This window comes from Mesorhizobium sp. M0051, assembly GCF_040323235.1.
GTDB lineage: Bacteria > Pseudomonadota > Alphaproteobacteria > Rhizobiales > Rhizobiaceae > Mesorhizobium.
Genome location: NZ_JAMYUT010000004.1, coordinates 190825 through 212473, shown reverse-complemented (window position 1 = coordinate 212473; position 21649 = coordinate 190825). Strand labels below are relative to the sequence as shown.

20 protein-coding genes are annotated in these 21649 nt (G+C 63.8%); 7 read left to right on the top strand and 13 right to left on the bottom strand.

Annotated features, from left to right (window positions below):
* Nucleotides 1–117: 117 nt before the first annotated feature.
* Nucleotides 118–1113 carry an aldo/keto reductase gene (locus NKJ90_RS06415; protein WP_023761164.1) on the bottom strand — a complete coding sequence of 332 codons (996 nt, stop codon included), beginning with the start codon at nt 1111–1113 and terminating at the stop codon, nt 118–120.
* Nucleotides 1114–1209: 96 nt separating this feature from the next.
* On the opposite strand from NKJ90_RS06415, the gene NKJ90_RS06410 reads away from it, so the two are divergent.
* The 3 genes from NKJ90_RS06410 to NKJ90_RS06400 all read left to right on the top strand — a co-directional run bounded on the left by NKJ90_RS06410 (nt 1210) and on the right by NKJ90_RS06400 (nt 4885).
* The gene (locus NKJ90_RS06410; protein ID WP_023761165.1) at nt 1210–2100 is read left to right on the top strand and encodes a LysR family transcriptional regulator; all 891 of its coding nucleotides are present in this window, start codon (nt 1210–1212) and stop codon (nt 2098–2100) included.
* A 116-nt stretch (nt 2101–2216) separates the two neighbouring features.
* Nucleotides 2217–3203, top strand: coding sequence for a Gfo/Idh/MocA family protein (locus NKJ90_RS06405; RefSeq protein ID WP_023761166.1), 987 nt, complete (start codon nt 2217–2219; stop codon nt 3201–3203).
* A gap of 26 nt (nt 3204–3229) precedes the next feature.
* Nucleotides 3230–4885, top strand: a complete 1656-nt coding sequence (locus NKJ90_RS06400; RefSeq protein WP_023761167.1) for an FAD-binding dehydrogenase — start codon at nt 3230–3232, stop codon at nt 4883–4885.
* A 31-nt stretch (nt 4886–4916) separates the two neighbouring features.
* Here the strand turns inward: NKJ90_RS06400 and NKJ90_RS06395 are convergent, their stop codons facing one another.
* The 7 genes from NKJ90_RS06395 to bcoG form a co-directional block, all read right to left on the bottom strand.
* Nucleotides 4917–5855: an alpha/beta hydrolase gene (locus tag NKJ90_RS06395; RefSeq protein WP_023761168.1), complete on the bottom strand. Its 939-nt coding sequence runs from the start codon at nt 5853–5855 to the stop codon at nt 4917–4919.
* 204 nt (nt 5856–6059) lie between these two features.
* Nucleotides 6060–6842 (bottom strand): carnitinyl-CoA dehydratase, encoded by a 783-nt coding sequence (locus NKJ90_RS06390; protein WP_023761169.1) that lies wholly within the window; start codon nt 6840–6842, stop codon nt 6060–6062.
* Nucleotides 6835–8913 carry an acetate--CoA ligase family protein gene (locus tag NKJ90_RS06385; protein ID WP_031260722.1) on the bottom strand — a complete coding sequence of 693 codons (2079 nt, stop codon included), beginning with the start codon at nt 8911–8913 and terminating at the stop codon, nt 6835–6837. The genes NKJ90_RS06390 and NKJ90_RS06385 overlap by 8 nt, the downstream gene beginning before the upstream one ends.
* A 64-nt stretch (nt 8914–8977) precedes the next feature.
* Nucleotides 8978–10141: an acyl-CoA dehydrogenase family protein gene (locus NKJ90_RS06380; RefSeq protein ID WP_023761171.1), complete on the bottom strand. Its 1164-nt coding sequence runs from the start codon at nt 10139–10141 to the stop codon at nt 8978–8980.
* A 4-nt stretch (nt 10142–10145) separates the two neighbouring features.
* Entirely contained in the window at nt 10146–11249 is a 1104-nt protein-coding gene (locus tag NKJ90_RS06375; RefSeq protein WP_023761172.1) for a carnitine 3-dehydrogenase, read from the bottom strand.
* Entirely contained in the window at nt 11246–11875 is a 630-nt protein-coding gene (locus NKJ90_RS06370) for an HD domain-containing protein (RefSeq protein WP_023761173.1), read from the bottom strand. The genes NKJ90_RS06375 and NKJ90_RS06370 overlap by 4 nt, the downstream gene beginning before the upstream one ends.
* A 22-nt stretch (nt 11876–11897) precedes the next feature.
* Nucleotides 11898–12815: a 3-dehydrocarnitine:acetyl-CoA trimethylamine transferase BcoG gene (gene bcoG, locus NKJ90_RS06365; protein WP_023761174.1), complete on the bottom strand. Its 918-nt coding sequence runs from the start codon at nt 12813–12815 to the stop codon at nt 11898–11900.
* A 133-nt stretch (nt 12816–12948) separates the two neighbouring features.
* Here bcoG and NKJ90_RS06360 point away from each other — a divergent pair, with 133 nt between their 5' ends.
* Nucleotides 12949–13929 carry a GlxA family transcriptional regulator gene (locus NKJ90_RS06360; protein WP_023761175.1) on the top strand — a complete coding sequence of 327 codons (981 nt, stop codon included), beginning with the start codon at nt 12949–12951 and terminating at the stop codon, nt 13927–13929.
* 41 nt (nt 13930–13970) lie between these two features.
* Here the strand turns inward: NKJ90_RS06360 and NKJ90_RS06355 are convergent, their stop codons facing one another.
* Together NKJ90_RS06355 and xylA are read right to left on the bottom strand one after the other, a co-directional pair.
* Complete coding sequence (locus tag NKJ90_RS06355; protein WP_023761176.1) at nt 13971–14180, bottom strand: hypothetical protein; 210 nt, start codon at nt 14178–14180, stop codon at nt 13971–13973.
* A 408-nt stretch (nt 14181–14588) separates the two neighbouring features.
* The gene (gene xylA / locus NKJ90_RS06350) at nt 14589–15914 is read right to left on the bottom strand and encodes a xylose isomerase (protein WP_023761177.1); all 1326 of its coding nucleotides are present in this window, start codon (nt 15912–15914) and stop codon (nt 14589–14591) included.
* 144 nt (nt 15915–16058) lie between these two features.
* Between xylA and NKJ90_RS06345 the strand changes: the two genes are divergently transcribed.
* The gene (locus NKJ90_RS06345; RefSeq protein ID WP_023761178.1) at nt 16059–16421 is read left to right on the top strand and encodes a nuclear transport factor 2 family protein; all 363 of its coding nucleotides are present in this window, start codon (nt 16059–16061) and stop codon (nt 16419–16421) included.
* A 194-nt stretch (nt 16422–16615) separates the two neighbouring features.
* Here NKJ90_RS06345 and xylB read toward each other — a convergent pair whose 3' ends face one another.
* The 3 genes from xylB to NKJ90_RS06330 all read right to left on the bottom strand — a co-directional run bounded on the left by xylB (nt 16616) and on the right by NKJ90_RS06330 (nt 20427).
* Nucleotides 16616–18070, bottom strand: coding sequence for a xylulokinase (xylB, locus tag NKJ90_RS06340; RefSeq protein ID WP_023761179.1), 1455 nt, complete (start codon nt 18068–18070; stop codon nt 16616–16618).
* An 80-nt stretch (nt 18071–18150) separates the two neighbouring features.
* Entirely contained in the window at nt 18151–19488 is a 1338-nt protein-coding gene (locus NKJ90_RS06335; protein ID WP_023761180.1) for a tetratricopeptide repeat protein, read from the bottom strand.
* Nucleotides 19489–19803: 315 nt separating this feature from the next.
* Nucleotides 19804–20427 (bottom strand): LysE family translocator, encoded by a 624-nt coding sequence (locus NKJ90_RS06330; protein ID WP_023761181.1) that lies wholly within the window; start codon nt 20425–20427, stop codon nt 19804–19806.
* Here NKJ90_RS06330 and NKJ90_RS06325 point away from each other — a divergent pair.
* Together NKJ90_RS06325 and NKJ90_RS06320 are read left to right on the top strand one after the other, a co-directional pair.
* Nucleotides 20426–20662, top strand: a complete 237-nt coding sequence (locus tag NKJ90_RS06325) for a hypothetical protein (RefSeq protein WP_023761182.1) — start codon at nt 20426–20428, stop codon at nt 20660–20662. The two genes, NKJ90_RS06330 and NKJ90_RS06325, sit on opposite strands and share 2 nt — an antisense overlap.
* 211 nt (nt 20663–20873) lie before the next feature.
* Entirely contained in the window at nt 20874–21641 is a 768-nt protein-coding gene (locus tag NKJ90_RS06320) for a L,D-transpeptidase (RefSeq protein WP_352485823.1), read from the top strand.
* Nucleotides 21642–21649 lie beyond the last annotated feature (8 nt).

Genomic DNA, 21649 nt, shown 5'->3' with positions numbered 1-21649 from the left:
CGGGGGAGATGTCCGGCAGGACAGAGGGGGGTGTTTCGCGCTGACTTCTCGCAACCTTCGCTGTCACGTTCGCATGAAAAAGGGGCGCCGAAGCGCCCCCTCCAACGGTGACCTGACTCACCCATTCACCAGCGCCAACAGCTCCTCGGTGTAGCGCTTGCCAACGACCTTGTCCGGCGACAGCGCATCGCCTATGGCCGCTACCTCGGCAGCGCTCAGCTCGATCTCTGCTGCAGCCGTGTTCTGTTCAAGATGGCGGATCTTGCGCGCGCCGGGGATCGGCACGATGAAGTCGCCCTGGTGCAGCACCCAGGCCAGCGCCAGCTGTGCCGTGGTCACGCCCTTTTCAGCCGCCATCTTTTCCAGCGTGGCGATGACGGCGGCGTTGGCCGCCATGGCATCGGCCTGGAAGCGCGGCAGGCCACGGCGCCAGTCGTCGTCGCTCAGCGCCTCGGGCTTGGCGATGGTACCGGTGAGCAGGCCGCGGCCGAGCGGGCTGTAAGGGACAAAGCCGATGCCGAGTTCGCGGCAGACGGCGAACACCTCGTCTTCCGGGTCGCGGCTCCACAGTGAATATTCGCTCTGCACGGCTGATATCGGATGCACGGCATGCGCCCGGCGGATAGTCGCGGCACTCGCCTCCGACAGGCCGAGCGCGCGCACCTTGCCTTCGCGCACCAGTTCGGCCATGGCGCCGACCGTATCCTCGATCGGCACGTTGGGGTCGACGCGATGCTGGTAGTAAAGGTCGATGACGTCGGTGCCCAATCGCTTCAGCGACGCCTCGGCAACGGCCTTGACGTGGTCGGGACGGCTGTCGACGCCGGCCATGCGATCGATGCCGGTGCCTTCTTCCAGGATCTTGAAGCCGAACTTGGTCGCGATTGTCACCTTGTTGCGCACCGACTTCAGCGCCTTGCCGAGCAGGATCTCGTTCTCGAAGGGGCCGTAGACTTCCGCCGTGTCGAAGAAGTTGACGCCGATCTCGACGGCGCGGTGCAGGGTGGTGATCGCGTCGGCTTCCGCCTGGCCGCCATAGGCGAAGCTCATGCCCATGCAGCCGAGGCCGACCGGATAGACGTTCAATTCAGTTCCTAGCTTGCGGGTTTGCATCACGCGTCTCCTTGTTGTGATGCCTGGAAGATAGCGCCTTGCTTTGCGTTCGATAATACGTTAATGTGTGTACGGGTTGTTCTAAAAAGTAGATCAATGAACCGAGCACATCTTTCACAGCTGGCAGTGCTGGCAACCGTTGCCCAATGCGGCAGCTTTCGCGGCGCGGCCAAGGAATTGGCAATCGCGCCGTCGGCGGTAAGTCACGCCGTGTCCAGCCTGGAAACACGGCTAGGCGTACGCCTGTTGGCGCGCAGCACGCGCAGCGTCGCGCCGACGGAAGAAGGCGCGCAGTTGCTGGAGCGATTGCGCCCAGCTCTTTCGGAGATCGACCTGGCGCTGGAGACGGCGATCGAAGCGCGCGATCGGCCTGCCGGCAATCTGCGGCTCAGCGTACCCCGCACGGCAGCGCATCTGGTGCTGACGCCACGGCTTGGTGCTTTTGCTGCGGCCTATCCCGATATCGTGCTGGAGATCGCCATCGAGGACCGCTTCACCGATGTCGTCGAAGGCGGCTTCGATGCCGGCGTTCGGCTCGGCGAGAGTCTGCAACGTGACATGATCGCGGTGCGGATCGGGCCGGACATTCGCGGCGCGGTGGTGGGCGCCCCATCCTATTTCGAGGTCATGCCCAGACCGCGCCACCCGCGCGACCTTGCCGACCATCGCTGCCTCCGCTTCCGCTTCTCCAGCGGCATCCTTTACCGCTGGGAGTTCGAGAGAAATGGCGAGGTGATCGAGATCGCCACGCAGGGGCCACTGATCCTCGATGAGGATCGGCTCATCGCGCAAGCAGCGGTCGATGGCGCCGGGCTTGCCTTCGTCTTCGAGGACTATGTGCGGGCACCGCTTGCCGACGGCCGGCTGATCCGCGTGCTGGAGGACTGGTGCCCGCCCTTCGACGGGTTCTTCGTCTACTACCCCAGTCGCCGCCAGATGCGCCCGGCGCTGCGCGCCTTCGTCGATTTCTTCAAGGTGAGCGGGTAGGCGGCGCTTTACCCTGCCCTTGTGGCCATGGTGGGCGATGAGCCAGCACTGCACATTGGCTTTTCTTCCGATATCGGGCAAACCTCGTGGCCTGTAAATCGTGATGGAGAAGCCTGATGTTTCGATGGGGTGTGTTGTCCACAGCCAAGATCGGCCGCGAGCATTTGTTGCCGGCAATGGTCGAGGCGGAGAATGGTGTGCTGTCGGCGATCGCCAGTCGCGACCTGTCGAAGGCCAAGGCACTGGCCGAGCGCTTTGGCGCCCGCCATGCCTTCGGCTCCTATGAGGACCTGCTCGCCTCCAACGAAATCGACGGCGTCTACATCCCGTTGCCGACCTCGCAACATGTCGAATGGACAGCCAAGGCCATCGAAGCCGGCAAGCATGTGCTGGTCGAAAAGCCGCTGGCGCTCGACGCCAAGGACATTCTCCCGCTGATCAAGCTGCGCGACGCCAAAAAAGTGCTCGTCTGCGAAGCGTTCATGGTCATCTACCACCCGCAATGGATCAAGGTGCGCGATCTCATCGCCAGCGGCGCCATCGGCCGGCTGCGCCATGTGCAGGGCGCGTTCTCCTACTACAATGTCGACCCCAACAATATGCGCAACAAGCTCGATCTCGGCGGCGGCGCGCTGCCCGACATCGGCGTCTATCCGACTGTGTCGACGCGCTTTTCGACTGGCAAGGAGCCGCTGCGCGTGCAGGCGACAATCGAACGCGACGAGAAATTCGGCACCGACATCTACTCCTCGATCCGCGCCGATTTCGGCGACTTCGAACTGTCCTTCTACCTGTCGACGCAGATGGCGGCGCGCCAAGTCATGGTGTTCCACGGCGAGAAGGGTTTCATCGAAGTGTTCTCGCCCTTCAACGCCGGGCTGTACGACCATCACCGGGTCGAACTGCACAACCAGAACCACACCGAGGCGCAAGTGTTCCGCTTTCCCGGCACGCAGCAATACCGGCTGGAGGTCGAGACCTTCGCGCGTGCGGCACAGGGCGGCAAGGAGCGCGTCTTCACGCTGGAGGAATCCGTGCTCAACCAGAAAGTCATCGACGCCATCTTCCGCGCCGGCGGCAAGGACAGCTGGGAGACAGTCTGAGCTTAGCCGGCTGATTGGGAGGGGAAATGTCTGACGACGCGGACGTGATCATTGTCGGCGCCGGCCTTGCCGGGCTGGTTGCCGCCGCCGAACTTGCCGAGGCCGGCAAACGGATCATCATCGTCGACCAGGAGCCGGAGCAGTCGCTCGGTGGCCAGGCATTCTGGTCGTTCGGTGGCCTTTTCCTTGTCGATTCGCCCGAGCAGCGGCGCATGCGCATCCGCGATTCGCATGACCTGGCACTGGAGGACTGGCTGGGCACCGCGGCGTTCGATCGGCCCGAGGATTTCTGGCCGCGCCAATGGGCGGAAGCCTATGTCGGCTTCGCCGCCGGCGAGAAACGCTCCTGGCTTCTGCAGCGCGGCCTGAAGTTTTTCCCCGTGGTGGGCTGGGCCGAGCGCGGCGGCGGCAATGCCATCGGCCACGGCAATTCGGTGCCGCGTTTCCACATCACCTGGGGTACCGGCCCGGGCGTGCTGGAACCCTTCGTCCAGCGCGTGCGCGAGGCCCAGAAGCAAGGGCTGATCAGTTTCAGATTCCGCCACCGCGTCAATCAATTGACCCGCACGGGTGCTACCGTCGACGGTGTGCGCGGCGACATACTGCAGCCGAGCACAGTCGAGCGCGGCCACAAGAGTTCACGCGACATCGCGGGCGATTTCGCATTCCGAGCGCAGGCGGTGATCGTTGCCTCCGGCGGCATCGGCGCCAACCATCAGCTTGTCCGCGAAAACTGGCCGAAGCGGCTGGGCGCCGCACCTAGGCGGATGATCACCGGCGTGCCCGACCATGTCGACGGCCGCATGCTGGCGATCACGGAGCAGGCCGGCGGCTCGATCATCAACCGCGACCGCATGTGGCACTATGTCGAGGGCGTCAAGAACTGGTCGCCGATCTGGACCGATCATGCGATCCGCATCCTGCCCGGCCCGTCTTCGCTGTGGCTCGACGCACGCGGCAAGCGCCTGCCCGTGCCGCTCTATCCTGGCTTCGACACGCTGGGCACGCTGTCCCACATCATGAGCACCGGCTTCGATTATTCCTGGTTCATCCTGACGAAGAAGATCATCCAGAAGGAGTTCGCGTTGTCGGGCTCCGAACAGAACCCCGATTTGACCGGCAAAAGCTGGCGCCAGGTACTCGGCCGCGCCACCTCGGGCATTCCGGGCCCGGTCAAGGCGTTCATGGAAAAAGGCGAGGATTTTATCGTCGAGGCGGACCTGCCGACACTGGTCGCCCGCATGAACGCGCTGGCCGGCGGCGAACCGCTGCTTGAGTTGGCCCAGGTCGAGCGCGAAATCCGCGCTCGTGACCGGCAGCTCGACAATCCGTTCTCAAAGGACATGCAGATCACCGCTTTGCGCGGCGCTCGCGCCTATCTCGGCGACAGGCTGATCCGCACGGCCAAGCCGCACAAGATGCTCGATCCGGCGAACGGCCCGCTGATCGCGGTGCGCCTCAACATCCTGACCCGCAAGACGCTGGGCGGCCTGCAGACCGATCTCGACAGCCGCGTGCTGGGTGCCGATGGCCAGCCGATCGCCGGGCTCTATGCGGTCGGCGAAGCCGCCGGGTTCGGCGGCGGCGGCGTGCATGGCTATGCGGCGCTTGAGGGGACCTTCCTGGGCGGCTGCATCTTTTCCGGCCGCAGCGCCGGCCGGTCGGCGGCTGCCTCGGTGTAATAAGGTTCAGGCGGCGAGGCGAAAAGACCGCTCACCAGTGCCAGGCACCCTGTCCAAGGGCAGCAACCGCGTCAACGATCCGGGTAAAACTCGCGCGGGCGCGGCCGACCGTGTGCCGGGCCCTGAGATAGCCGTGCACCAGGCCCGGTTCCTCGAACCAGTATGCCCGTCCGCCGGCCGCGACGATGCGGTCGCGATAGGCTCCGCCGTCGGACGATAGCGGATCGCATTGCGCGGTGATCAGTACGGTCGGCGGCAGGTTGGCGAAATCGGCGTCGGCAAGCGGCGACTGCGTGATGTCCCCGGTGCCGTCTCGCCCGCCGGTGCGGATGTTCTTGTAGAATTCGAGATCGCGCATGGTCAGCATCGGCGCTTCGGCATGCCTGAGATAGGATCCCTTCGACCGGTCGCCGCCAAGACCGGGATAGATCAGCACCTGGCCGATCGGCCGTTTCGCATGGCCGCGTGTCGCGTGGCTGACCGCGGCGGCAAGATTGCCGCCGGCGCTGTCGCCGCATAGAAGAATTGGGTGGCTGCGGGCGATGCCAGCCCATTCGAAGGCGCTCATCACGTCGTCGAAGGCCGATGGATGCAAGTGCTCCGGCGCCAGCCGGTAATCGACCGAGATCACCTCGTAGCCGGTGCGGTCGCAGAGTTCGGCACAGACATCGTCATGGCTGTTCAGGCCGCCGAGAATGAAGCCGCCGCCATGGAAATACAGCACCGTCACGGCTGCTTGGCGTGCGCTTCGGTAAATGCGGATCGGGATCTCGTGCGTTCGCGTTGCAATGGCGGAGGTTTCGACCGCGACGCCTTGCGGGTAGCCGGCAAAGAATTCGCGGCACATGCGGTCGTAGATGTCGCGCTGCTGCGCGATCGTGTAATCGATCGTGTCGGGCGGATAGTAGGAATTGGTCCGCTCGATGAAAGCCCAGGTCTCGGCGTCGATGAGCGTTTTGTAGTCGGTCATGGGCACTGGAAGGGCAGAGCCCGGGCACCCCCTCTGGCCTGCCGGCCATCTCCCCCGCAAGGGGGGAGATTGGCAGCGTTGATCGCGGTGCACTTCTTGCAACGTTGACGGTTGGCGAAAGCAGAAATGACATCCAATCTCCCCCCTTGCGGGGGAGATGCCCGGCAGGGCAGAGGGGGGTGTGACGGAACGCCATCGTTCCCATTACTTCCCCTTCCACACCGGATCGCGCTTTTCCGCAAAAGCGCGAAAACCTTCCATATTGTCTTCGGAGCCGTAGAGCGCATCGACCGTCGGCAGCTGCCGGCGCGTCACTCTGTTCATCGCGTCCTGGAAAGTCAGCGCTTCGGCCACGCGCGCCGTTTCCTTGATCGCTGCAAAGACCAGCGGCGGTCCGCCGGCGAGCAGCCGGGCGATCTCCCAGACGCGGTCCTCAAGCTTTTCCTTGGGCAGCACTTCGTTGACCAGGCCCCAGCGATGCGCTTCGGCGACATCCATCCAGCGGCCGGTGAGCAGAAGGTCCATGGCGACATGATAGGGAATGCGCTTCGGTAGCTTGATCGTTGCCGCGTCGGCCAGCGTGCCGGCGCGAATTTCGGGCAGCGCGAAGGAGGAATGGTCGGAGGCGTAGATGAGGTCGCAGGACAGCGCCAGCTCGAAGCCACCGCCGACCGCCATGCCGTTGACGCAGGCGATGACGGGCTTGTTGAGGTCGCGCAGTTCCTGCAGGCCGGCAAAGCCGCCGACGCCATAGTCGCCGTCGACCGCATCGCCGCCGGCAGCCGCCTTCAGGTCCCAGCCGGCGCAGAAGAACTTGTCGCCGGCGGTCTTGACGATGGCGACGCGCAAATTGGGATCGTCGCGGAATGCCTTGAAGGTTTCGCCCATCAGCCGCGAGGTCTTCAGGTCGATGGCGTTGGCCTTGGGCCGGTCGAGCGTGACCTCCAGGATGGTGCCCTCGCGGCGGGTCGAAATGACGTCAGACATTCTTCTTGTCTCCCAGCACCAGCAGCGCATCGGCGATCCAGGCGCCCTTGCCCTCCGTGCAGACGATCAGCGGGTTGATGTCGAGTTCCTCGATCTCGCCGGCATTCTCCTGCACGAAGGCGGCAATGCCCGAGATGGCGTCGATGGCAGCCTGAACATCGGCCTTCGGCCGGCCGCGATAGCCTTCGAGCAGCGGATAGAGTTTCAGGCCGTGCAACGCCGCCTCGATGTCATCGCGGGTCGCTGGCAGCATTAGCGTGACGCTGTCGCGCAGCAGCTCGACCAGCACGCCGCCGGTGCCCAGCGTCATCACCGCGCCGAACATCGGGTCGCGGGTGAAGCCGACGATCAGCTCGGCGACGCCGTCGCGCACCATGCGCTCGACATAGAGCCCGGTGCCGAGCGGCAAGAGGTCATGCGCAGCGGTGCTGACGGACTCGGCGTCTTTGAGGTTGAGCTGCACCGCGCCGACCTCGGATTTGTGGGTGACACCCAGCGCCTTCAGCGCCACCGGGAAGCCGAGCGCCATCGACGAGATCACCGCCTCGACCGCATTGGCGGCGCGCTCGCCTTTCGGCACCGGCAGGCCGGCCTTGATGAGGCGGGATTTCGCCTCGGCCTCGTCGGGCGTGACGTGTTCGCCGACAGGCGCGCCGGAGGCGGAGGTGTCGATCGGCTGCGCCTGCGGCTCAGCCCAAGCCCAACCGATGAAGGCCGCTGCCCCGGCTGCATCCATGGCTTCGGAAATCCCGAACAGCGGCACCATGCCGCGCGCCATAAGGCCGGCAGTGTATTCCTCCGGCAGGTTCTCCGGCAGCGAGGAGACGATGGCACCCTGCGCCTTGTTGGTCTTAAGCGCAGATTCGAAGGCACGCAGCGTCGCCCACCAGTCGGTGTCCGAGCAGCGGTCGGGGCGCGGGAAGTCGAGCACCAGCATGTTGAGGTCGAACCCGCCCGACACCATGGCGGTGAAGGTGGCGGTCATCGCCGGCTCATTGTTCCAGATGAAGGTGTGATAGTCCAACGGATTGGCCACCGCGACCAGCGGCCCGAGCGTCGATTTGACATGGGCACGGTGGGTGTCGCTGAGCACCGGGAAATTGACCCAGCGGCCTTCGGCGCTGTCGGCCATGACCGAAGCCTCGCCGCCCGAGCAGCTCATCGATGACAGCCTATAGCCGGGCAACGGTCCGGTGATATGCAGCAGCTTCAGCGCCTCGATGAAGGCGGGGATGGAATCGACGCGCGCTATGCCCAGCCGCCTCAGGAAGGCGCCCGATGCGGCGTCCGACCCTGCCAGCGAGGCGGTGTGCGAGACGGTCGCTTGCCGCGCCTGTTCGGAACGGCCGACCTTCATGGCGATGATCGGCTTCTTCAACTCGCGGGCCCTGGCCGCCAGCCGTTCGAAGCCGGCTACGGAATCGAAGGCTTCGATGTGCAGGCCAAGCGAGGTGACCCGCTCGTCCTCGATCAGGCCGAGTGCCATTTCGGACAGGCCGGTCTGCGCCTGGTTGCCGGCGGTCATCAGGAAGGCGATCGGGAGGCCGCGCTTCTGCATCGTCATGTTGATGGCGATGTTCGACGACTGGGTGATGATAGCGACACCTTTGCCGCCGTCGGCCAGTCGGATGCCGCCATGCTGGTCGGGCCACAGAAGTGCGCCGTCGGCATAGTTGATCAGGCCGTAGCAATTCGGGCCGATGATCGGCATCTGGCCCGCCGCCGCGACCAGCTCGGCCTGCAGCCGCTCGCCGTCGTCGTCATAGGCCTCGGTCTCGAGGAAGCCGGCGGCAAAGCAGACTGCACCGCCGGCGCCGCGCTCGGCCAGCGCCTTGACCACCTCGATGGTCAAGTGCCGGTTGACGCCGACGAAGGCGGCGTCCGGCGCGCCGGGAAGATCGGCGACGGAGCGATAGGCCTTTCGGCCGGCGACCTCTTCCTTGCTCGGATGCACCGGCCAGATCTCGCCGGCAAAACCCATCTTGATCGATTGCGCCACGACGACTGCGGCCTGAGCGCCGCCGAAGACGGCAATCGATTTGGGGCGCAAAAGACGTTCGAGTTTATGCATGGTCATCTTTTCGTTTGAGCATCATCTTCTCCCAAGCCTAGCTCCGGCCTTGGGGGATCATGCTCTAAGCCCCGAACGGACGCAGCAGCGCCCGCGAAATAATATGTCGCTGAATCTCCGAAGTGCCTTCCCAAATTCGCTCGACCCGGGCGTCGCGCCAGATGCGCTCCAGCGGCAAATCGTCCATCAGCCCCATGCCGCCATGGATCTGGATCGCTTCATCGGCAACAAAGGCGAGCATTTCGGTGGCCTTCAGCTTGGCCATGGCCATGTCCTGGTCGGTGACGGTGCCCTGATCGTACTTCCAGCCGGCTTCGAACACCATCAGGTCGGCGGCCTTCAGTTCGGTCGCCATGTCGGCAAGCTTGAACGACACGCCCTGGAACTTGCCGATCTGCTGGCCGAACTGCTGGCGCTGCGCGGCATATTCCACCGCATGGCCAAGCGCCCGCTCGGCGCGGCCGAGACAGGTGGCGCCGACCTGCAGCCGAGTGGCGCCGAGCCAGGAATTGGCGACATCGAAGCCCTTGTGCACCTCGCCCAGAACCTGGGAGGCCGGCAAGCGGCAATCGTCGAATTCGAGGATGGCATTGGTGTAGCCGCGATGCGAGACGTTGCGGTAGCCGTCGCGGACGGTGAAGCCTTTGGTCCCTTTGTCGACAAAAAAGGCGGTGATCTTCTTGCGCTTGCCGCGCGGCGAATCCTCTTCGCCGGAAGCCATGAACACGATGGCGAAGTCGGCGAGGTCGGCGTGGGAGATAAAATGCTTGGTGCCGTTGAGCACCCAGTCGTCGCCATTCTGCACGGCCGTCGCCTTCATACCGCGCAGGTCGGAGCCGGCGCCCGGCTCGGTCATCGCCAGGCAGTCCCATTTCTCGCCGCGGATGCAGGGGAACAAATATTTCTCGCGCTGCTCGGGTGTGCCGGCCAAGAGGATGTTGGAGGGCCGCGCCACGCAGGTCCAGTGCAACGCATAATTGGCACGGCCGAGCTCTTTCTCGTAGAGCAGCCAGGTCACCGTATCCAGGCCCGCGCCGCCGACATCGGCCGGCATGTTGGCGGCATAGAGCCCGGCCTCGATCGCCTTGGCCTTGATTTGCTCGATCAACTCGCGGCGCAGCACGCCGGTGCGCTCGACCTCGCGCTCATGCGGGTATAGCTCGTTCTCGACGAACGCCTTCGTCGTCTCGACGATGAGCTTCTGTTCCTCCGACAACCCGAAATCCATGATCTCAGCCCTTCTTCTTGCCGGTCTTTTTCTTCGGCTTTTCGGCTTTCTTCACCGGCTTCAACGTCTTGGCCTTCTCGGCCGCCTTGGAGGCCACAGGCTTTTTGGCCGCTAGCTTGGCCAGTTGCCTGGTATAGTCCTTGTGCAAGGCACCGGCACCCCAGCCCTTGCCTTTGTTCTGCTTCGACAGCGCGTCCATGATCGCAACCAGATTGTCGTCGCGGATCTTTTCCAGCTCGCGGATCGACAGCCCATGCGCCTGGTCGTCCGACTGCGTGGCGATCAGGTCGACCAGTTCATCGTTGAACTCCGGCACGTCCATCAGCTTGGTCCATGGCCATTTCAAGCACGGCCCGAACTGGGCCATGAAGTGGCGCATACCGGCCTCGCCCCCTGCGACGCGATAGACCTGGAACATGCCCATCTGCGCCCAGCGCAGGCCAAAGCCGAAGCGCATGATGTCATCGAGTTCCTCGACGGTGCAGATGCCGTCCTTTATTAGCCACAGCGCCTCGCGCCATGCCGCTTCGAGCAGGCGGTCGCCGACGAAGGCTTCGATCTCCTTGCGGATCACCACCGGCTTCATGCCGATCGAGGCATACATTTCCTTGGCGACCTCGATCGCCTCTGGGAAGGTCTGTTCGCCGCCGACGATCTCGACAAGCGGCAAGAGGTAAACGGGGTTGAACGGATGCCCGACGACCAGCCGCTCCGGGTGCTTCTTCATCGCCACCTGCATGTCGGTCGGCTTGATGCCCGAGGTCGAGGAGCCGACAATGGCGTTTGCCGGCGCATGGGTATCGATCTCGGCCAGCACGCGGTGCTTGAGATCGAGCCGCTCAGGCACGCTTTCCTGGATGAAGTCGGCATCGGCAACCGCCTCGGCGATGGTCTTGGCAAAGGTCAGTTTGCCCTCTTTCGGCAAGCCGCCAGGCACCATCTGCTTGTAGGCGCGGCGCGCGCCTTTCATCACTTCGCCAACCTTGCGCGACGCTTCGGGATCGGGATCGAAGATCGACACGTCGATGCCGTTGAGCAACAGGCGCGCCACCCAGCCGGCGCCGATGACGCCGCCACCGATGGCGGCCGCCTTGTTGATGATGCTCATGCGGAAGCTCCGGTTCTTGTCTTGGCTGTTGCGGGATCGATGAGAGGCACGCGCTCGCCGGCGCGGATCACCGGGGGATCGTAAGCCTTGCGGGCAAACACTTCGAGCACGAAGGGCCGGAAGAATTCGATCGGCAGCGTGTCGTAGTCGGGGTCGAAGCTCGACTGGTCCCAGCGCTCGCAGAACTGATCGCAATCATCGAAATAGGCGTGGCCGGCGAAGCGGTCGCGCGCATGGCGGTTGCCGCCCAGATGATGGGCATAGTAGAGCCGCTGGAAATCGCCGTGCTTTTCCACCACCCAGGTGCATTGTTCGCGTACGAAAGGCTTCAGGATCGAAGCGGCATATTCGTCGTGATTGTAGGGCGCGTATATGTCGCCGATATCGTGCAGCAGCGCGCACGCGATCCAGTCGGTATCGGCGCCGTCGCGCCAGGCGCGGGTCGCCGCCTGCAGCGAATGGCCGAGCCGGGTGATCTTGTACCCCGACAGACCCGCGTCGAGCTGAACCAGCGCGTCGAGCAGCCGCTCGCCGGTCCTTGCCGCATAGTCGATTTCATGCGCGGTCAGGAACTCATAGTCGTCCCGGTCGCCATCCTTCATCGCCGTGAATTTTACGGTAGTCATATCGACCCTCCCGGCGAATAATTTATGCCGCTATCGGCGCCCGCTTGGTGAGGTTGAGCTTCTTGCGCACTTCCTCCGGGCCGATGATCCTGGCGCCCAGATTGGTGACGATGCTGGCGGCTCGTTCGACCAACTGCGCATTGGTCGCCAGCACGCCCTTGTCGAGCCACAGATTGTCTTCCAGGCCGACCCGGACATTGCCGCCGGCCAGCACGGCGGCGGCGGCATAGGCCATCTGGTTGCGGCCGATGGCGAAGGCCGACCAGTTCCAGGTCGACGGCACGTTGTTGACCATTGCCATGAAGGTGTTGAGGTCGTCGGGCGCCCCCCACGGCACACCCATGCATAGCTGCACGAGCGCGTCGGGATCGAGCACCTTTTCCTCGACCAGCTGCTTGGCGAACCACAGATGGCCGGTATCGAAGGCCTCGATCTCCGGTTTGACGCCGAGCGCCGTCATCATGCCGCCCATGGCGCGCAGCATGCCGGGCGTGTTGGTCATGACATAGTCGGCCTCGGCGAAATTCATGGTGCCGCAATCGAGCGTGCAGATTTCCGGCAGGCACTGGCGCACATGTTCCATGCGGTTGGTGGCGCCGCCCATGTCGGTGCCTTTTTCGTTGAGCGGCAGCGGTGCTTCCGGCGAGCCGAAGACCATGTCGCCGCCCATGCCGGCGGTCAGGTTCAGGATGACGTCTACTTCCGCCTCGCGAATGCGCTCGGTGACTTCGCGATAGAGATGCACGTCGCGCCTGGGCTTGCCGGTTTCAGGGTCACGCACATGGCAGTGGACGATCGCGGCGCCGGCTTTGGCCGCATCGATGGCCGAATCGGCGATCTGCTTGGGCGAGCGCGGTACATGCGGGCTGCGATCCTGCGAGCCGCCGGATCCGGTCACGGCACAGGTAATGAAGACCTCACGGTTCATCGCAAGCGGCATGGAACTCTCCTCCGATAGAAACACTATGCATGTCGCCCAAAAGTGGGAACCGGTTTTGGGACAACGACATGCACAAAGACCAACCAACAATGACCGACTTGCCGGAAACTGTTTTGCGTTTTACGAAGCTTCCATGACGAAAAGCGAAAAACCAACGATCTTTCGTGCCGAACGCCTGCCACTCAGGGTGACGCTGCTGGTGTTTTCCGGCTCGTCGATCATGTGCGTCGCGTCGGCGGTCGATCCGTTGCGCGCCGCCAACCGCATCTGCGGCGAGACGCTGTTCGATTTCAAGCTGGTCTCGCTGACCGGCGAGGCTCCGGTCACCACCTGCGGCCTGCCGGTGGCGGTTAGCGGCCGTTTCGATGCGGGTGAGCCAACCGACGTTCTTGTCGTCGTCGCCGGCTTTGGCACCCAGAACTATGCGACATCGGGGCTGTTGTCAGGCCTGCGCCGGGCAGCGCGGACAGCACGGGCTTGCGGCGGTGTCGAAGCGGGCACCTGGCTGGTGGCGCGCGCCGGCTTGCTGGAAGGGCGCAGCGCCACCACCCACTGGGAGGACATGGAGGACTTTTCCTCGGCCTTCCCCGGCGTCGATGTGCGCCCGGACCGCTACGTCATCGACGGGCCGGTATTCACGTCAGGCGGCGCGTCGCCGACCTTCGACCTGATGCTGCATCTCATTCGCACGCGGCTGGGCATGGCCGTGGCGCTCGATGTCGCGAGCGTCTTCATCTACGACCAGGCACGTGCCGCGACCGACGCCCAGCCGCTGGTCTCGCTCGGTCGGCTCGATGGCTACGATCCGCGCCTGGCGCAAGCCATCCGGCTGATGGAATCGCATGTCGATCAGCCGCTGACCATAGAAGCGGTGGCCAAACGCGCCGGGGTGACGGCGCGAACCTTGGAAAGCATCTTTCGCAAGTCGATCGGCGAGACGCCGGGCGCCTATTATCTCAGGCTGCGCCTGGGTGCCGCGCGCCGGCTGGTGGTCGACACCAGGGTGGCGATGGCCGATATTGCCGGGCGGACCGGATTTTCGTCCGCCGCGGCGTTTTCGAGGGCGTTTTCAAGGGCTTTCGGCGAAGCGCCGGTCAGGCTGCGCCGGGGCTGACATGCATGTCGCCCAAAAGGACAACGACATGCACAGAAAGTTCAGGCAGCATTCTGGTGGTCGCTGCCGCCGTCGATCTGCGAGCGCATTTGCCTGGCAAGATGGGTCTCGAAACGGCTGGCAACGGCGCGGTCCCATTCGTTCGAGCGGCGCGTGCCATCCTTCGGATGCGGCATTGCCATCAGCCGGTCGATAATCGATTCGACTTCGCCCGGTGAGAGCAGGGCGTCGATTTCACGTTCGTTCTGCATATCGGGTCGCCTCCTTCTTCCTCTCCCGCCACGAGCAGTCTTATACGAGATACGTGACGGCAGTTTGAAGGCAAGAGCGAGGTCATTGAAGGGCGTCAAAGGGCAAAAACCGTGTCGTCGCACCCGGCTTTGCGCAAAGTTTGTTCCCGTGTCTGGGCAGGTCAGGCCAAGGAGAGTTCTACAGCTGCTTTTCGACCAGCAGGCAGCCGAGGATCTATGCGATCCTCGGTGCCTGTCGCGAAATGGGCGACTGGAGCATTTCGCGGTTTCGCGGAAACGGCGAGCCGCTCTAACTCTTTGTTTTGACGCAATTCCAGACGGAAAACCGCTTCACGCTTTTCCTGGAATTGCTCCAGCAGAAGGCGATTGCCGCTCCAGAGGTGGCGGATATCGGTCCAGAGATCGGCTTCACACGTATCGGTTGACGATGTTTTCCAGCAGTTCCTGGCGGCCCGACCTTGGCTGCGGCTCGATCTTCTTCTTGACGACACGCTCGGCGATGTCCTCCAGCGTGCGCTTGCCCGACAGCATCGCCTTGCCCTCGGCTGTGTTCCAGCCGGCATAGCGTTCGGCCAGCGGTGCCGACAGCGCCTTGTCCTCGACCATGCGGGCCGCGGCCTTGAGGCCACGTGCGCAAGAGTCCATGCCGCCGATATGGCCGATCAGCAGATCCTGCGGATCAAGCGACTGGCGGCGCAGCTTGGCGTCGAAATTGGTGCCGCCGGTCTTGAAGCCGCCGGCCTGCAGGACCTGGTAGTAGGCCAATGCCATTTCAGGCACGTTGTTGGGGAACTGGTCGGTGTCCCAGCCCGACTGATAGTCGTTGCGGTTCATGTCGATCGAGCCGAAGACGCCGAGCGCATTGGCCAGCGCCAGCTCGTGCTCGAAGGAATGGCCGGCCAGAATGGCGTGGCCTTGCTCGATGTTGAGCTTGACCTCCTTCTCCAGTCCGAAGCGCTTGAGGAAGCCGTAGACGGTCGCGACATCGTAATCATACTGGTGCTTGGTCGGCTCCTGCGGCTTCGGCTCGATCAGGATCGTGCCCTTGAAACCGATCTTGTGCTTGTAGTCGACGACGAGGCTGAGGAAGCGGCCGGCCTGCTCCTGCTCGCGTGCGAGGTCGGTGTTGAGCAGCGTCTCATAGCCCTCGCGCCCGCCCCACAGCACATAGTTCTCGCCCTTCAGCCGCTTGGTGACATCGATACAGCTTTTTACCGTCGCTGCCGCGTAGGCAAAGACATCCGGGTCGGGATTGGTGGCCGCGCCCGACATGAAGCGGCGATTGGAGAACAGGTTGGCAGTGCCCCACAAGAGCTTGACGCCGGTATGCTTCATCTTTTCCTCGAAGTAGTCGGCGATCTCGTCGAGGCGTGCCGCACTCTCGGAAAAGTCCTTGCCCTCCGGCCGCACATCGGCGTCGTGGAAGCAGAAATAGGGCGCACCAAGCAGCGAGAACATCTCGAAGGCGACGTCTGCTTTCAGTTTCGCGAGTTCCATCGTGTCGACACCGCCGGCCTTGGGGAACCACGGCCGGTCGAAGGTCTGGCCGCCGAACGGATCGCCGCCCGGCCAGGCGAAGGAATGCCAGTAGGCGACGGCAAAGCGCAGATGGTCTTCCAGCCGCTTGCCGGCCACCACCTCGTCGGGATTGTAGAACCGGTAGGCCAGCGGATTGGTCGAATCCGGCCCCTCATATTTGATCTTCTTGATGTCGCCGAAAAATCCGCTGCTCATGTTTTTTCCTCTCGAATAGTTGGCCCTACCTCAGGCCCTGATTACCTCAGGTAATTCGCCGTGATTACCTCAGGCGTAATTGGTTTCGTTCGTCCGCTGGTCGAAAAAACTCATGTCAAAACAATCAGACAAAGGAGACAGGCCATGACCGACCTCAACAAGATCGCCCAAAGCTACATCACCGCCTGGAACGAAAGTGATGCCGGCCGTCGGGCCGATTTGCTCAAGGCGACCTTCACCGAAGACGTCAGCTATCGCGACCCGCTCATGAAGGGCGATGGCCATGCGGGTGTCGCGGCACTCATCGACGGCGTGCAGCAGCGATTTGCCGGCTTCCGGTTCTCGCTGAAGGGCACGCCGGACGGTTTTGCCGACAAGATCCGCTTCTCGTGGAATCTCGGTCCGGAGGGCACGGCCTCGGTGATCGAAGGCACTGACATCGGCATCATCGAGAACGGCCGCCTGAAGAGCGTCACCGGTTTTCTCGACAAAGTGCCGGCGCAGTGAGGTTTTGCTGTTACGGTGGGCGCTAGGCACACCGCTCTGGCCTGCCGGCCATCTCCCCCTCGAGGGGGGAGATTGGCTGTCACGCGGGCCTTCGCCGATTACCAAAGTTGAAAAAAGTGCGGCTACGTCAATGCTGCCAATCTCCCCCCTTGAGGGGGAGATGCCCGGCAGGGCAGAGGGGGGTAGACTCCCGCTCACGCCGTGGCGACCTTGACTGCCGGGTACAGCGCCCGGTAGCGCTGATAGGCATCCGCATAGACGCCGCCAAGTGCGGCGTCTGGTTCGATCGTGGCATCGGTCCTCGGTGCCGTGCAGATTTCAAGCGGGTCGGCACCCGTCGCCGCGATCAGGCCGAGCCGCGCGGCGCCAAAGGCGGCGCCGAAGTCGCCGTCGGCGGGAATGTCGACAGGCAGTTGAAGCGCGGTGGCAATCGCCTTCAGCCAATAGCGCGAGCGCGAACCGCCGCCGATCGCCGTCACCCGCGTCAAGGTCGTGCCGGCCGTGGCCAGGGCTTCGAAGCTGTCGCGGAAGGCAAAGGCGACGCCTTCGAGCACCGCCTGGGTCAGCACCGCACGGCTCGATTCATGCGCCAGCCCGGTGAACGCGCCGCGAATGGCGGAATCATTGTAGGGTGTGCGCTCACCGGAGAGATAAGGCAGGAAGGACACGCCGCTGGGCGCCCTCAGAGTGTCGCCGAGTTCGGCGGTCAGTTCGCCAGCGCCTTTTCCGGTGATCTCGGACAGCCAGTTCAGCGAATCGGTTGCCGACAGGATGACGCCCATCTGGTGCCAGGTGTCCGGAAGCGCGTGGCAGAAGGTATGCACAGCACTAGCCGGGTTGGGCAGGTAGGCGGCGTTGGCGGCAAACAGCACGCCCGATGTGCCGAGCGAAACGAAGGCGTGGCCGGCGCCGACCGTGCCCATGCCGCAGGCCGAGGCAGCATTGTCGCCGGCACCGCCGGCGATGGGAATGCCGGCCGGAACGCCCCATTTTGAAGCCAGTTCGGCACGCAGCGCGCCTGCCTTCTCCGTACCCTCGACCAGGGCCGGCATTTGTTTTTCATCGAGCGATGTCGCGGCGAGCAGCTCGGTACTCCAGCGCCGCTTGCCGACATCGAGCCAGGACGTGCCGGCAGAATCCGACATTTCCGAAATGTGTTCGCCGCTCAGCCAGAGCCGCAGGAAATCCTTGGGCAACAGCACTTTTGCGACCTTGGCGAAGACAGCTGGCTCGTTGTTCTTCACCCAGGCAAGCTTCGGCGCGGTGAAACCGGGAAACACGATGTTGCCGGTCAGCGCGCGGAAGCGCGGATCGGCGTCGAGCAAGGCCGCCTCGGCATGACTGCGTGTATCGTTCCACAGGATGCAAGGGCGCAGCACCTTGTCGGCGGCATCGAGCAGCGTTGCACCGTGCATGTGGCCGGACAGGCCGATGCCTTTGACCGCGGCGAGCTCCCCGGGATGCTTGGCTTTGAGGTCGGCAATCGCCTCTTCGCAAGCGCGGATCCAGTCGTCGGGGTTCTGTTCCGACCAGCCCGGATGTGGCCGCGATACGTCGATCGACGCATGGCCGGAACCGATGACGGTTTGCCCGGCATCGATCAGCAGCGCCTTGACGCCCGACGTCCCGAGATCGAGGCCGAGATACATGTGTTCCTCCCTTGCCGATAATTTTTTCGAGTCCCGAAAAAATCTGGCTTGTCAGTTTTTAAGACAAGATCGATCGCGGGTCAATTCTCTGACAAATTGGTCTCGGATAAATTGGCCGCGCGCCGAGAAAGCAGCGCCGACAGTGGACTGCCGGGCCGCGCCATTCCCCGTTCGGCCGTGAGCGCCCTGCCAAGCGCACCGTCACCGGCGCGCAGGACCGCCTCGATCAGCGTCAGGTCGATGACGTCGCGTTGGGCGTGGCTGCCGCCGAAACGGTGGGCGATCGCCCGTATCGGCCGGATCAGGCGCACGGTCTCGGCATAGTTGCCCTCGCCAAAGGCCTTGATGGCGAGCGTCAGGGGATGGCCGACATCCCTGGTGAAAGCCGCATTGTCGTCGCTGCCGCCCATCGCCTCGCGTTGAGCCTCGAGCAAGGTCTGGGCCGGGGCGTCGAGCCCGGCGCCGACGAACGCCATCATCGCGTGGGCGTCGTTGAAGGCATAATTGCCGGCCCCGGCCTTGCGCCAGTTGGCGGCGAGCCCCGCCCAGCGGTCGCCGACATCGATGCCGCCAAGGTAAAGCCGCCACAGGATTGCCGACGCGTCGACCATGTTGAGCGCCATCGTCGACTGCCCGCCATAGATGGGTCCGTCATAGAGCGCCAGCACCTCGTCTGTCTCGCCGAGATCATAGTGGAACAGCGCCAGGTGCCACCAATTGTGCACCTGCAGAAAGCTTTCCCTTGTCCACGCCTCGGGATCGGCGCGCATCCAGGCAATACCATCCCTTTGCCGGCTTTGCATTTCCATGACATGAGCGACGGCATGCTGCGCCCACCCGTCGCGCGGCTCCATGTCGACTGCCGCGCGGCCAAGCTGCTCGGCCCTGATATAGTCAGCCATCTCCTCAAGTCCGAACGCCTGCATGCCGAGCATGGCGTGGTAGCCAGGCATGCCGCTTTGCCATGATGGCAGGGCACGGGCGATGCGATCACGCAACATGCGGGCATTGCCGGTGAAGAAATCGATCTGGTGGCCGACCTGCAGCGCCAGCCCGTCGCGAGGGGTCTCGATGGTGACATCCTCAAGAATGCGGCTGGCTTGATGCCAGCGTCCGTTGGCGAGATGGCCAAGGGCTGCGACATGCGCCTGCTCGCGCGTGGTCGCGGCAAGTGGCAATGCGGCCTGATGGCAAGCCTTGGCCACGTCCGTCGCCTCTTGCTCGGTGGCGAGGCCGAAAAGGTAGCCCTTGAAGACATGCGCCATGACGAAGCCGGGAGCTTTCGCGATGGCGCGGTCGATGGAGGCCACGGGGTCGCCGATGAAGCACCGTAGTTCACGCACTGCCTGGCAGTAGGGCGTGAACCCCGCCTGCGTGGCACCCGAAAATGTCAGGCCCAATGCGTCCCTGATTGCCATGCAATGTCCTTCGATCGACCAGTGACCGGCCGTTCGATGCTTCGGCCCAAGGCGATCCTAACGCATGGGCCACGGGCACGCCAACCGCGCGCTGCGCCGGTTTAGCCCAGTAGTCTTTCAAATGGTGAGCGACGACGGCGAGTTCTTTTTGCGGTGCCAACCGCCGAAGTCCGCGCTGCCCCTCATCGCCCTGTCGGACACGTCTTCTCGCACGGCGAAATCGAGCCCTCTCCCGTCACTATGCGGCGAGAGGATGTCGGCACGTAGGTGAGGGGGCAGCACAAACGCTGCGTGATGAGCGAATCCAACTCTACCTCAATTGCTGGAACGCATGGCCACCGTGGCGATGCCGGCGCCGACCAGCAGGGTGCCGCCGGTGCGGTTGAAGATGCGGATTGCCTTGGGATTGCGCACGACGTTGCGCGCGCGCGCAGCGATCAGCGCATAACCGAAGGCGTTGGCGAAGGCGAGCGCCAGGAACGTCGTCTCGAAGATCAGCATCTGCGTCCAGAAATCGGCATGCCGGTCGAGGAACTGCGGCAGGAAGGCGACGAAGAAGGTGATGCTCTTCGGGTTGAGCGCGGTGACCAGCCAGGCATGTGCCATCATCTTGGCCGACGACACCGCATCGGTGCGCGGTTCGGCTTTCAGAGCGCCGCCGGCACGGAACAGTTTCACGCCGAGATAAATAAGATAGCCGGCGCCGATCAGCTTCAGGATGGTGAAGACGGTCGCCGAAGCGGCCAGCAGCGCGCCGATGCCCAGCATCGACAAGGTCATCGCGGTGAAGTCGCCCAGCGCCACGCCGACGGCCATCGGCAGTGCGGTGCGCCAGCCCTGGCCCAGCGCATAGGACACGACCAGAAGGATGGTTGGACCCGGAATGATGAGAAGGATCGTCGATGCGGCAGCGAAGGCGGCCCAGTTTTCGAAGGACATGCTCGTCTCCTTTGAGCGTAAAGAAGAGGATAAATCCTTGCGTCCGGCAGAATGTAAAGAGGCGATTTCCCTAATTTCGCCAATGGCAGACCGGCGTCAGTTCGGGCCGCTCAGCGTGCTTATTATTTTCGGCCAGGCTGACACTGGCACCGAGAACGCCGCGACAATGGCAGCGGCAAAAAACCTAGTGTCGGCTTTTAAGGTTTTGCACATGAGGCCATCGCTGATGGCTTGAGCTGTAGGAAACGCCGGCGCCGGGATTATGACCCGCCGAGGTCTTTTGTACAGAGCTCTCGGTCAACGGATCGCGCAGAAGGTCGATCGCCCACGGGCCATGCGCGAACGCAGGCTGTGCAAGGTCTTCACGCTTTATCAACCATGAATGATGAAAATGCCTGCCATCCGGCCGGACCGTGCTTCCCGCCGACAGCGTGGGGTTTGGGTATATGCGCGAGTTGCCGCAAGGTCTGACGCCGCCGCGAAATGGCGACACAATCGAAGCCGATCATCGTCTTTCCCGCCGCGCTATCCTGTCCGGGGCAGGGGCGCTGGCGCTGCTTAGCGTCGCCGGTTGCTCGACCTCGGGCGGTGGCCTGCCGGCGCTGGAGCTCGACGACGTCTCCACTGGTTCGGTGCCGCCGATGCGGCCGGCGATCAGCGTCGACAAGAACGTCACCAGCCCCGGCGTGATGTATGCCGCACTGACGGATGGCGGCTTCAACGTCCCGGAAGTGCCGTATCTAAAGGTCAAGCCGGAATTCCGCCGCCAGATCGTCGTCGACACCACAGGCGAGGCGCCCGGGACCATCGTTGTCCATCTCAAGGAGCGCATGCTCTATCTCGTCCAGCCGGGTGGTGATGCCATCCGCTATGGCGTCGGCATCGGCAAGGACGGTTTCCGCTGGTCCGGCCGTGCCAACATCCAGTACGGCAGGGAATGGCCTACCTGGACGCCGCCGCCAGAGATGATCGCCCGCAAGCCCGAGCTGGTTAAATGGCAGGCCGGCCAGCCCGGCGGCCTCACCAACCCGCTCGGCGCGCGCGCCCTCTACATCTATCAGGACGGTAAGGACACCGGCTATCGCATCCACGGTTCGCCCGAATGGCGGAGCATTGGCCAAGCGATGTCGTCGGGTTGCGTGCGTCTGATCAACCAGGACATCATCGACCTCTACAGCCGCGTCTCCAAGAAAAACCCGGTCGTCGTCGTCTGACACGCCGC